Raw genomic sequence first — 13,186 nt, forward strand, 5'->3', positions numbered from 1 at the left:
AGAAAGCAGAATTTTATTTGGCAATAAAAAGAGAGGCGCCAGGAGTCTTTATGCGGTTTAAAAATCCTTCCAGAAGCAGCGCAACATCAACTGCAGCACAATGGTTTTTGCGTGGCTGCATGCTCTTAGTGGGAGTGATAATAGTACCGCAGGCCTATGCAGCCACTTTTACGGATACTTTTGATAATAATACAGGGGTTTCTACCAGCATAACCAGAACCCTGGGCGGAGCTTCGTTTACCTATACGTTTACCGCTGCGGGAGATGCCGGGGACATGGCTTGGGAGAATGAGTATGGCGAAATTAACTCTCCCTCACTTAATTTAAGGTCGGGCACATACGATACCGGGACGACCGAGGTTTTTACTATAGCGCGCACTGATGGTGAAAACTTTGCATTTAGCAGTCTGTATATTAACAACACGGCAGGGGACACGGTAACTGTTGGTGGTTATTTGGATGGCGCTTTAGTCAGCAGTTCACAGACAGTTGCGAATGGTTCGTCCGCGTCTGTTAACTTTGGTCAAATTCTCGTGGATGAGGTGCGGGTTTCCAGCACCGACTTTCTCAATGTGAATCTTGATAGCTTCTCTGGTGATACTTCGGTTATGGACGTCGATGGTTCCCTTGTCGAGTCTTTGGCACTGGTTGAACCCGTTGCTATGCCCACCACTATTAATAGCGCAGCTGCCGCGATTGGTGTACTTGACTTTACCTTAAGCGATGGCGGTGGGAGTGACGGTCTTCCTATGACTGTCTCGCAAGTTGTAGTGAATGTGATGGGGACTTCTACTGATCTCGAACGTGGCAAAGTAACTTGGCGTTTGAGTGGTCCTGATGTCTCCAATGCAACAGGCACCTACAATGCTGGCTCAGATACCATTACCTTTTCTAGCTTACCGATATCAGTTGTCGATGGCGGTAGCGAAACTTATACCATTAACGCTTATTACAATGACAATACTAACCTGGTGGAAGGCCACACTTTTATTCTTAGCGTGGATGGTGATACCGATGTCACCGTAGGTGGCTCTGGGACGCAAATGGGTGCTACCTCTGCGGTTAGTAATGGCAAGGGCTTGGCCATTGAGGTGACCGCCACCGAGCTTGCCTTTTCCACTCAACCAGCGGGGAGTGTGTCCGGTTTAGCTCTGAGTGTGCAGCCGGTGGTTAGCGCACAAGATGCTTTCGGGAACACCGATAAAGATTTTACCGAAACCATCACCTTAACTGAAGCCAGTGCCGGAATGTTAAATAATGCCAGTGCTGTCGCCAGCAGTGGAGTGGCCGCTTTTACCAACCTTACTTATAACGCGACGGCCGATCAGCAAAGCTTTACTTTAACGGCGAATGATGAGGATGGTGAGGGTTCGGATTTACCCAGCGTCAATGCCAGCTCTGTCACCTCTGATGTCGTGGCGACAGCCCTGACGTTCTTTACGCAGCCGGCGCCACTTAATCTGTCACCGGGCAGTGCTACTAGCTTGACCACGGTTCCCGTCGTACAGGCTGTGGATTCGCTCGGTATTGTAGATACTGGCTATAGCTCAGACATTACGTTGTATGAAGTGAATGGCCCGGGCAGTGTATACATGAGCGGTACGGGTGATACCGATGGCAGCGGCACGACGGTATCGATCACCCCAAGCAGCGGTGTTTCCACCTTTAACAACATGCAAATTACTTACACACCGAATGGTTCAGGCCCCGAGACCTTTAACTTGCGCGCCCAATCCGGAGGCTTGAGCACCGCCGATAGCGCGCAGTTTACCTCTGTCGACAACACGCCTCCGAGTGTAAGCAGTGTTTCGCTAACGGGCAGCCCGGCGGCGAATGCCAGCACAGTGAGCTACGTTGTAAGCTTTGATAAAACCGCTAGCAACGTCAGTGTGGATGACTTTTCTCTGACCACCACCGGCACCACTGCGGCGGATATCGCCAACGTCTCGGCGACATCGGGCAGCGCGATTACCGTAACGGTTAATAATATAGCGGGCGAGGGCACCCTGCGCTTAGACCTAAAAAGCAACACCAATATTATCGATGGTAATGGCAACGGTAATGGCACCAACGGTTTTGTGATGGCTTTTACCAATGGTGACATCCACACCCTTGATGCGGTTGCGCCAACGGTAACGGGCGTCACCGCTACCTCCGCTGATGGTATTTATGGCGTTGGCGATGTGATCAGTCTGGCTGTGAATTTCAGTGAGATCGTGAGCGTGACCGGCGCACCGACGCTTACGCTGGAAACCGGCACTACCGATCGCTCGGTGAGCTACAGCAGTGGTTCTGGCAGCAATACCTTAACGTTTAACTATACGGTTCAAGCGGGTGATACCACCACCGATCTCGACTATGCCAGCACAACCGCGTTCGCCTTAAACGGCGGCACGGTTACTGATGCCGCTGGCAACGCCGCGACCTTAACTTTGGCCTCGCCCGGTGCGGCGGGCTCGTTAGCGGCCAATAAAAACATTGTGATTGACTCAGCGGCCCCCACCTTAACCGCCAGCCAACCGGCCGACAACTCCACAAACTTTGGCCATGATGACGACCTGGTTTTTACTTTCTCGGAAGCGGTAGTGGCTGGCACCAGCGGCGCCAATACGATTACCGTGCGCCAGGTCTCAGACGATTTAACCGTCGCGAATATTGCCGCCGATAACGCCGCCGTCAGTGTGGCCGGCAGTATCGTTACGGTCGACTTGCCCGTAAACTTGAACCCGCTTACTGAGTACTACCTACAAATTGGCTCCGACGCGTTTACCGACGTTGGGGGTAACTCTTACGCTGGTATTAGCGATACCACTGCGCTGAATTTTACCGTCGCCAACAGCGCGCCTGTGGCCGGTAACGATACGTCCAGCACTAATGAAGACACCGCGGTTGATATTGCCGTGTTAGGTAACGATACCGACAGCGACAGCAGTTTAAACGCGGCCAGCGTTATGATCGGTGGAGCACCGAGCAATGGCAGCACCAGCATTAATACCGGTACCGGGGTGATCACTTATACGCCGAATGCCAATTTTGAGGGCATTGACAGCTTTACTTACACCGTCGAAGACGTGTGGGGCCAGCCCTCGAACAGTGCCACCGTAACTATTACGGTCAACCCGGTAAACGATGCGCCCGTTGCCAATAACGATGCCGTTGCCACTAACGAAGACACGTTGGTGAGCATCGATGTGATGAGCAACGATATTGAGGTAGACGCAAGCGATACCCCCGGTACCTTGACCCTGGCGATTGGCACTGAGCCTACTCATGGTGTGGCGGTGATCAACAATGGCCTCATCGATTACACCCCCGCACCCGAGTACGAAGGCACGGACACATTTACCTATACCATCGAAGACAGTGGTGGCCTGATCTCCAATGTGGCCACCGTCACCGTCAGTGTGATTGGCGTTAACGATGTGCCCGTGGCTATGGCTGACAGTGCCAACGTCGATGAAGATGACTCGGTCGTGATTGATGTGTTGATCAACGACAGTGACATCGACGGCACCATCGATGCCATGTCCGTTGCGGTTGTCACTGATGGTGCACACGGTACTGCGGTTGTGAATGCCGCCACCGGGGCCATTACCTACACCCCTGATGCTGACTACAACGGTACCGACACCTTTACGTATCAGGTTGACGACGATCTTGGCGGTACTTCAAACGAGGCGACCGTCACCGTTACCGTCAGCAGCATCAACGACGCCCCCGTGGCCGCTGATGATACCGTCACTGCCTTGCAGGAAGACACTCCGCATAACATCAATGTGTTGGGTAACGACAGTGATGTCGATGGCACACTGAATGTTGCCAGTGTCGAGATTGTAAGCGTACCTTCGAACGGTGCCGTCAGTGTCAGCACGAGCACTGGCATGGTCACCTACACCCCGAGCGAGAACTACTTCGGGAGCGACAGTTTTAGCTATCGGGTGATGGACGAGCTGGGCGAGTGGTCCAATGAGGCCACCGTGACCCTTACCGTTGATAGCGTAAACGATATGCCCACCGCCACCGATGATACCGTTGTGACCGATGAAGACACCGCGGTGCTGATTTCGCTGCTTGATAATGACAGCGATATCGATGGTGCGCTCGACATCACCAGCGTCACAATGGTAAGTCCAGCCAGCAATGGCAGCGTTGATAACCACGGCGACGGCACTGTCACCTACACGCCCAACTCCAACTTTAATGGCAGCGATAGTTTCAGTTATACCGTGCGCGATGATGAGGGCGGCGAGTCGGCAATGGCCAGCGTTACTATTACGGTTAACCCCGTTAACGACGCTCCGAAAATTTCCGGAACGGCATCAACTACGGCCGAAGCCCTAAGGTTGTACAGCTTCAGTCCCACAGCCTCAGACCCGGACAGCGGCGATACTTTAAGCTTTAGCCTTGCCAATGCCCCCGAATGGTTGAGCATTAATGTCACGACAGGACGTGTGAGTGGTACTCCTGACGAATCCGATGTCGGGTTGGTGCAGGGTATTGTGGTCTCTGTGAGTGATGGTGCCGAGGCGGCTACTTTGCCTGGCTTTGACATTAACGTGACACCTTCTCAATCAAATACGGCGCCGACTATTAGTGGTACACCCACAGCGACTGTGCAAGTCGGAAACCTGTATCGTTTTGCCCCTCAAGCGAGCGATGCGGAAAACGACCCATTGCAGTTTACCTTACAGGGCGCACCTAATTGGTTGAGCATCGACCCGGCCACTGGGGTGATTAACGGTATTGCCGCCGATGCGGATGAAGGAACCTACCGTGACATTATTCTACGGGTGAGTGATGGTGAACACAGTGTAGAGTTACCAGCGTTCAGTATTAACGTGGTCGCTGGTGTCGATACCGACGGTGATAACGTCAGTGATTATCAGGAGGGTATTGATGGCACCGACCAGAATGATCCGTCTGACTTTGTCGATGTCACACCCCCTGTGCTGAGTGTCCCCCCTGCGCCGATATTGCACGCCAGTGGACTTTATACTGAAGTAAATCAGGCGTTGTTACTGGGGCTTGCGTTTGATGCCGACGACGCCACCGTACAACAGGCTTTGCGCGAGCGCGTGAGCGATGCCATTGATGCCCAGTGCTGCGAGGTAAATGTAGCGGGCTTTAACGCCGGGCCTAAATGGTTGCGCTCCGGACGACACGAAATCGTCTGGATTGCCGAAGACGCTTCGGGTAACCAAGTGCAGATGACTCAGGTGCTGGATATCTGGCCACAGGTATCGCTGGGTATGGATCAGCGCGAGGCCGAAGGTCGCATTGCCGAAGTGGGTGTGTATCTTAACGGCGATGCCCCAGAGTACCCGGTAAGCATAGCCTATCAAGTGTCAGCCGAGAGTACGGCTACGGCCAGCGACTACCAACTGAGTGAGACCCGCGAGGTGACCTTTACCGAGGCGCTGGATGGCCGCTATTCGCAAACGATAGCTGTCAGCCTGTTGCAGGATACTGAAACGGAAGCCGATGAAACTGTGATTTTTGAGCTTGCCCCCGAAGCCAATGCCGAACCGGGCAGCGTCCATGGTTTTGCCGTGGGTGCGCGGGCACAACATGAGTTAATCATTACCGAGGCTAACTTACCGCCTGAGGTGTCTATTGAACTCTATCAAGACGGCCGCAAGCGTTCGCTGGTGGCCGCCAACGGTGCCCAGGTGGATTTGCTGCTGGATATCGAAGATGCCAATAGCGATGACTACACCCTCAGTTGGAGCGGTGATCAAACCCTGATGGATTTACTGCAAGGTGAGGCGCCCGTGTTGAGCTTTAACCCAGAAAGTCTCACCGCCGGTATTTACCAGTTAATGGCTCAGGTAACTGATGCCCAGGGCGTTGCGGGCGAAACCACCTTGACTTTTGCGGTGGTGAACAGCTTGAAAGTGTTAGGTGCTGAAGATGCCGACGGCGACGGAATGAGTGATAGAGAAGAGGGGTACGATGATCCGGATGGCAATGGTATTCCCGCGTATCAGGACCGCCACAACCCACAACATTTGATCGCCCAGCGTCAGGGCGCGGGTGATGATTACCTGATGCAGTGTGAGACAGGTTTGCGCTGCGCATTGGGCGCTTCGGTAGCACACGCCTCTGCCTATGGGGTAGAGCTGGCGGCGGACGATTTACCCGCCGATGAGGGGTTTGAAACGGTGGGTGGCATCTTTGATTTTAGGGTTCAAAGCTTACCCGAAGCGGGTGCATCGGTGCGGGTTGCCATAGCACTAAACGAAGCGATTCCCGCCGAGGCCACCTATCGCAAACTGGTGGATTCCCAATGGATCGCTTTCACCGAAGACGCTAATAACGCCTTACACTCCGCCGCAGGCAGTCCCGGCTACTGTCCTTCTCCGGGCAGCGATGAGTGGCAGGCCGGGCTTATCGAAGGCCATTGGTGTGTTCAGCTTACCATTGAAGACGGCGGTGCCAACGACGCCGATGGCCGCGCCAACCGTACCGTGGTTGACCCAGGTGCGGTGGTTAAGCCGCAGGGCGCAGGCGGCGGTGACGGAGAGCTTCCATCCCCGCCGGGAGAACCCGTTGACCCTGGCGCTTCAGGTGGAAATGGCGGTGGTGGCTCTATAGGCGCATGGGGATTGCTGTTTCTCTTGTGGTGTGCGGTATGGCACCGACGCCGGTTGTTTACACGTTGAGCGACATGCAACAGGGGCCGTTGAGCCCCTGATGTATATTTGTCGGACGCAAGTTTTTAATGTGGGATAAAACCCTCTGCCCGAATGTTATAGAATCGTCGAGTCAAACTTAGATCAGACTCGCGCTATGGAACCCTCAAGACTCTCCGAAAACCTTTACGATAAACTCGTTAATGAAGAAGATGCCCGCGTTTGCAAGGCCATTGACGAACGCGCCTGCAAAGAAGTGCCGGGCAATTTCTTTACTCTGATCTTAAGTTATTTTTTCAGCAAGTTAGGCGATGCGCTGGCGAATCCCAAAATTGTTTTGCCCTGGATTTTGGAGGTGCTACAAGCGCCTGTGTATTTGCTGGGTTTTTTAGTGCCCATTCGCGAGTCCGGCTCGCTGTTGCCGCAGCTGTTTATTGCCAGCTTTATCAGACGCCAGCCGGTGCGCAAATGGGTGTGGGTTGGCGGTTCGGTATTGCAGGCCGTTTGTATGATGGCCATGGCTGCCGTTGTTTGGACCCTGGACGGAGCGTTAGCCGGTTGGGCGATTATCGGCTTGCTGGTGGTGTTCGCTTTAGCCCGCGGACTTTGCTCGGTTGCCGCCAAAGACGTGCTTGGAAAAACCATTCCCAAAAGTCGGCGAGGGCAGGTCAACGGCTGGTCTGCCAGCGCCGCAGGCTTAATTACGGTTGCTCTAGCCTTGGGGTTGATTGTCAGCAATCGCGAGCTATCGGTTTGGGGCTGCACAATTTTGCTGTTGAGCGCCGGTGGGGTGTGGTTACTGGCGGCGGTTATTTATGCACGGGTTATTGAGTTTTCCGGTGAAACCTCAGGGGGAGGCAACGCGTTTACCGAAGCGGTTGGCCGGTTGAGTTTACTGCGCGACGATAAACCCTTTCGACGTTTTGTTATTACCCGTTCTTTATTGCTGTGTTCTGCACTCACGGCCCCTTACTACGTGGTGCTGGCCCAGCAAGAGGTTGGGCGCTCGGGTGCGTTACTCGGTTTTTTTCTGTTGGCGAGCGGTTTAGCCAGTTTACTTTCGGCGCCGTTTTGGGGGCGTTTTGCCGATGCGTCCAGTCGTGGTGTGATGATAGTCGCCGCGTGGTTGACAGCGGCACTGGGCGTATTCGTGTTTGCGCTGCATAGTGTAAAACCCGACTGGCTGGGGTACTCAATGGTTCTGCCCGTGCTGTATTTTTTTCTTACTATCGCACATCAGGGGGTGCGGGTGGGGCGTAAAACCTATGTGGTGGATTTGGCCGAAGGTAATCGGCGCACGGACTATGTGGCGGTGAGCAATACGGTTATTGGCGTGGTGCTGTTGCTGTTAGGTATGTCTGGCTGGATAGCCAGCGCCCTGGGAGTAAGCTGGGCGATTTTGATGTTATCGGCGGCGGGCGCGGCGGGTGCACTGTTGGCTCGCACCCTGCCCGACGCTTAAAAATGTTGCGCCCGCGTTAATCATTTTCTTGCGATGAAGTGCGCGTGGGCTTCTTCACTTTTTCCAAGTGGTAGCGCGGCCGTTGTTTAAGTTCTTCAAACATTTTTGCCAGGTACTCACCGATAATTCCCAAGCTTAGCAGCTGCACACTGCCAATAAACAACAAGGGCACTAAGATGGATGTCCAACCGGGAATAGCGTTGTCGGTAAAGAGACGTGTACCCATCACCCATACAATCAGCAGCAGCGATAAACCGCTGGCGATAATCCCCAGCAGTGTAATGGCGCGCAGCGGCGCAGTGGAAAAGCTGGAAATACCATGCCACGCAAATGAGAGCATTTTGCGCAGCGGGTATTTGGTTTCTCCGGCGGCGCGTTCCTGTCGGTCGTATTCAACGCTCGCTGAGGGAAAACCCACTTCACGCACAATACCCCGTAAAAAAAGCTGGCTTTCACGGTATTCCAGCAATGCGTCTAATGCGCGGCGAGACATCAGCCGAAAGTCGGCGTGATTAAAGACTAAATCTACCCCCATACGGCGCATTAAGTGATAGTACCCCTCGGCGGTAAAGCGCTTAAAAAATGTGTCGGTATCGCGCGCGGCGCGCACGCCGTAAACCACATCGTTACCCGCGTGGTATTCATCCACCATTTTTTCAATATTGCTGGGGTCGTCCTGAAGGTCGGCGTCAATGCTGACAATGATATCTTCGTCCGTACTCTCAAGACCGGCTAACAGCGCATTTTGATGGCCTTTGTTGCGTGATAACTTAACACCAGCAACTCGGCCGTTGTAGTGCTCGCACGCGCTATTAATTAATTCCCAGGTTCTGTCACGACTGCCATCATCCACCAGATAAAGGCGGGAGTCTGTACTGATTTTGGCCTTTGCGATCAGATCATCGAGGGTTTGCAGCAACACCGGTAGGCTTTGAGGCAGCATCTCCTCTTCGTTGTAGCAGGGCACAACAATAGCGAGTGAGGTTTCCTTTTTCATTTTCTATAGATCCAGAATTTATGCAGTAAAAAGTTACTTACCAATGTCACGCCTGTGGCAACGATTTGTGCTAATAAATAGTGAGGAAGCAGCGCGTCGGCGATATAAAAAACCGCTGTATTCAGCCCAAGGCCTACAGCGACCACTAAGGCGAACTTGATGCTTGACTCACTGTGTTTTTGCGTGGCTTGAAAGGTGAAATAATAATTGGCCAGATAGTTATAGACCGCCGACAGCGCAAAAGCTGCTGCGGAGCAGACCACATTGGGCAAGGTTGTTAGCTCTACCAGAAGGATCAGCAACACATACTGAAGGCCTGTGGCCGTACCGCCTACCAATAAAAAGCGGGTAAGTTGGTGGCGATACAGATAACGGCTCCAGCGCTTTAATGTTGACTCGCTGGCCGATTGTGATTCAACAGGCGTAACGGACACGGGTTTTCCGGTTATGATGTGGTTTTAATAGTGCAAAGGGTTATACCATTTTTAGAACCCTTAACGTAAGGCGATAACTTAAGTGAGGACAACTATGTCACAAGACCAGTCACAAGATAACCCGCAGGAAAAATCACAGGAAAGTCTCGATCAACTGATTACCCGCTTGCACGATCTGTTTGGCAACGATGAAGTCAGTCCCGAACAGCAGCGTTTAATGACCGAGCTTGAGCGCCACACCCACGTGGCAGGCAGCACTGAAGCGCCAGACCCGCGCCCGGTGGATACCTTGGAGGCGATGTTAGGCGAGTTTGAAGAAGATCACCCGCAGGTGTCACAGGTGTTAGGGCAAATCGTCAATGCCCTGAAAAATATGGGGGTGTAGTGTTCGCTGGGCTGGATGCCGTTAAACTTACGCCCAGCCCACAGCTGACCGAGCTCGTTCAATATAGATATATTCCGTTTTCCCACTGACGGGATGGCACGGATGGCGCAGATGATGGTGATCTTGGGTTGATCCCATATATTCCCAGCATTGGCCTGCTTCAATGCATAAATGGTCACCACCGTTCAGCGGGTAACTGGCCAGCTCTTCCCACATTCGATCCCATTCTGGGTGCGATACGTCTAAATATTCCATCGCCACTGCTACCTGAGTGTCATTGTTATAGTGCTATTTTCAATATTTAAACCTGTATGTCAAATACATAATATAAGTCATTGTATTTATTGAAATAAATCATACAGATCTGAATTATTTTCAGCCCCGGGTAGTGACTTTATAGCCAATGTAAACGCCAGATCTGGCGAATCTCGTCCATTAAATGGCTGTTTTTTAAGCTTGACCTTAACCTTGCTGGAGGGTTTATTGTTTGCTTTAACACTGAACACCGCTGAAGGAGGCCGCTATGAAAATTGGTGATGCCGCTCGTGAAACCGGGCTGAGTGCGAAAGCCATCCGCCACTACGAGTCATTGGGGCTGTTAGACAGCCGTCGGATGGATAACGGGTATAGAAGTTACACGCCGACTAATATCGCCCAGCTGACGTTGATCGCCCGTGCGCGTAAGGTTGGGTTTTCATTGGATGAATGCCGTGAGTTGCTGGCGTTGCACAGTAATACTGAACGCCACAGCGCCGATGTGAAGCGGGCCGTGGAGCAGAAAATTGAGCAACTTGACGAGCAACTTAGCCACTTGCATGCGATGCGCGATACCTTGTCGCAATTGGCGTCTCGGTGCCGTGGCGACGAAGCGTCAGAGTGCGCCATTTTGCAAGATTTATCCCGTTCTGATGGCCGAATGACGTTTCAAGTGTTGGAGGACAGCCATGAGCCTAGTGGAGGACAGCCATGAGCCAAATAGGAGGACAGTCATGAGTGATCACTGTTGTAGCAAACCTGACAAACCCGAACCAAAGCCAGCGCACTCCAGTTGTTGCGGGTCGGAGTCACAGGCAAAGAAACGTCCGGATTACCTGCTGTGGGGCTCGTTGACTGGTTGTGTGCTGTTGTACGGTTTGTATCTGAGCGGCTTGGCCTCTGGGTGGTTGATGCATATGGCCCACGGTGTGTTCGAGCTTCTCAACACCATGTGGTGGGGTGTTGTTATCGGCATTGTCTTTGTGGGGCTGTTGAACTTTGTGCCGCAATCGCTGGTGGTTTCCATGCTTGGGCGAGGCGGTTCATTTTCGGGTATTTTGCGTGCGACAGCGGCGGGTGTATTTCTCGACTTATGCAGCCACGGAATCCTGATGGTGGGCATGAAGCTTTACCAAAAAGGCGCTAGCCTCGGGCAGGTAATGGCCTTCTTGATTGCCAGCCCGTGGAACTCATTGTCACTGACCCTGGTAATGATTGCCTTAATCGGCTTGCCGTGGACATTGGCGTTTATTCTTTTATCCATGGTTATTGCGGTGATGGCGGGGCTTATCTTTGATGCGCTTGTACGGCGTCGAAAGCTGGCGGAAAACCCGGATACCCCCGAAGCCGAGCAGCCTGTCGAACCCATTGTGCCCCAGCTGAAGGAGTTATGGGCGCGGGCAAGCTTTAAACCCAAAGCTTTGGCGGCGGTCGGGCGCGAAGGGTTAAAAGGGTCGCGAATGGTGATTCGCTGGTTGCTGTTTGGGGTATTACTGGCAGCTATGATTCGCGCGTTAATGCCCACCGAAGCGTTCGCCGAATGGTTTGGCCCAACGCTGATCGGCTTACTCTTAACCACGGTGGCGGCGGCCATTATTGAGGTGTGCTCTGAGGGTTCAACCCCCATTGCGGCGGATTTAATGAACCGCGCTAAAGCACCCGGCAACAGCTTCTTGTTTCTGATGGCCGGAGTGGCTACCGACTACACCGAAATCATGGTGATAAAAGACACCATGAAATCCTGGAAAACAGCCTTTGCACTGCCCGCGGTTGTTTTACCGCAGGTGCTGCTGGTGGCCTGGATACTTAACTTCTTTGCCCCGTAAATCACGGCATTTAGCGTCCTCTACGGTAGTGTAGAGGGCGTATCTAAGGTAGAATGCGCCGCTTTTATTTGACAATTTTTCGGCGAGTTCTCATGGAAATTAATCCCCACCTGACAGCCCTTAAAGACCTTCAGGCACGCACCGACGTGCTTAGGGGGTATCTTTGACTACGACACCAAAAAAGAGCGCTTAACCGAGGTTGAACTCGAACTGGGCGAGCCTAACGTTTGGAACGACCCTGATCGCGCCCAGGCCTTGGGTAAAGAGCGCGCCTCCCTCGAGGCTGTGGTCAAAACCATCGACGATCTGGATACCGGGGTTGCTGATCTTTCTGAATTACTGGAGATGGCCAAGGAAGAGAACGACGAAGACAGCCTCAATGAGGTGATCGAAGAGATCAGCGGCCTTGATGAGCAGCTGCAAAAGCTGGAGTTTCGCCGTATGTTTTCGGGCGAGATGGACGAGAACAGCGCTTTTCTAGACATTCAAGCGGGCTCCGGTGGTACCGAGGCGCAGGACTGGGCCGAAATGGTATTGCGTATGTACTTACGCTGGGGCGAAGCCAAGGGTTTTAAAACCACCTTGGAAGAAGCCTCGGCCGGTGAAGTGGCGGGCATCAAAAGTGCCACCATTCGCTTTGAAGGCGAGTACGCCTTTGGCTGGTTGCGTACCGAAACCGGCGTGCACCGCTTAGTGCGCAAGTCGCCGTTCGACTCTGGTAACCGTCGCCATACGTCGTTTTGCTCGGTGTTTGTCTCGCCAGAGATCGATGACAATATCGAAATTGATATCGACCCCTCCGACGTACGCACCGATACCTACCGCGCCTCTGGCGCCGGTGGTCAGCACGTTAACAAAACCGACTCGGCGGTGCGTTTAACCCACGAGCCTACCAATACCGTGGTGCAATGTCAGAGCGAGCGTTCGCAGCACGCCAACCGCGATAAAGCCTGGAAAATGCTGCGCGCAAAGTTGTACGAGCTTGAGATTCAAAAGCGCAACGCCGACAAGCAGGCACTGGAAGACACCAAATCCGATATCGGCTGGGGCAGTCAGATTCGCTCTTACGTGTTGGACGACCAACGCATTAAAGATTTGCGCACCGGCGTACAAACCAGTAACTGCCAAAATGTATTGGATGGATCTTTGGACCAATTTATTGAAGCGAGCCTTAAGGCCGGACTCTAGGATTCGA

The 13,186-nt window shown here is 53.1% G+C and carries 8 protein-coding genes; 6 read left to right on the plus strand and 2 right to left on the minus strand.

The features are described from left to right. Window positions 1-50 precede the first annotated feature (50 nt). The gene (locus tag D568_RS0108020) at window positions 51-6,662 is read left to right on the plus strand and encodes a beta strand repeat-containing protein (protein WP_026286913.1); all 6,612 of its coding nucleotides are present in this window, start codon (window positions 51-53) and stop codon (window positions 6,660-6,662) included. A 127-nt stretch (window positions 6,663-6,789) separates the two neighbouring features. Continuing rightward, complete coding sequence (locus D568_RS0108025) at window positions 6,790-8,094, plus strand: MFS transporter (protein ID WP_020209075.1); 1,305 nt, start codon at window positions 6,790-6,792, stop codon at window positions 8,092-8,094. Between the two features lie 16 nt (window positions 8,095-8,110). Here the strand turns inward: D568_RS0108025 and D568_RS0108030 are convergent, their stop codons facing one another. After that, complete coding sequence (locus tag D568_RS0108030) at window positions 8,111-9,091, minus strand: glycosyltransferase family 2 protein (RefSeq protein WP_020209076.1); 981 nt, start codon at window positions 9,089-9,091, stop codon at window positions 8,111-8,113. Continuing rightward, the gene (locus D568_RS0108035) at window positions 9,088-9,525 is read right to left on the minus strand and encodes a GtrA family protein (protein WP_020209077.1); all 438 of its coding nucleotides are present in this window, start codon (window positions 9,523-9,525) and stop codon (window positions 9,088-9,090) included. Before D568_RS0108035 ends, D568_RS0108030 begins: the two co-directional genes overlap by 4 nt. Before the next feature lie 94 nt (window positions 9,526-9,619). Between D568_RS0108035 and D568_RS0108040 the strand changes: the two genes are divergently transcribed. From D568_RS0108040 to prfB, 4 genes are all read left to right on the plus strand, one after another. Continuing rightward, complete coding sequence (locus D568_RS0108040; protein ID WP_020209078.1) at window positions 9,620-9,910, plus strand: DUF4404 family protein; 291 nt, start codon at window positions 9,620-9,622, stop codon at window positions 9,908-9,910. Window positions 9,911-10,433: 523 nt separating this feature from the next. After that, a complete protein-coding gene (cueR, locus tag D568_RS0108045) occupies window positions 10,434-10,880 on the plus strand; it encodes a Cu(I)-responsive transcriptional regulator (RefSeq protein WP_020209079.1) in 447 nt (148 codons plus the stop codon). A 19-nt stretch (window positions 10,881-10,899) separates the two neighbouring features. Beyond that, on the plus strand, window positions 10,900-11,991 hold the full coding sequence (locus tag D568_RS0108050; protein ID WP_020209080.1) for a permease: 1,092 nt from the start codon (window positions 10,900-10,902) through the stop codon (window positions 11,989-11,991). 92 nt (window positions 11,992-12,083) lie between these two features. Further along, window positions 12,084-13,179, plus strand: a protein-coding gene (prfB, locus tag D568_RS0108055) for a peptide chain release factor 2 (RefSeq protein ID WP_157497752.1) whose coding sequence is annotated in 2 segments (ribosomal slippage) — window positions 12,084-12,155 and window positions 12,157-13,179 — 1,095 coding nt in all. Because the reading frame shifts where the segments join, the coding sequence is not laid out codon by codon here. The last annotated feature ends 7 nt before the right edge of the window (window positions 13,180-13,186 follow it).

This window comes from Gilvimarinus chinensis DSM 19667 (assembly GCF_000377745.1).
GTDB classification, from domain to species: Bacteria; Pseudomonadota; Gammaproteobacteria; order Pseudomonadales; family Cellvibrionaceae; genus Gilvimarinus; species Gilvimarinus chinensis.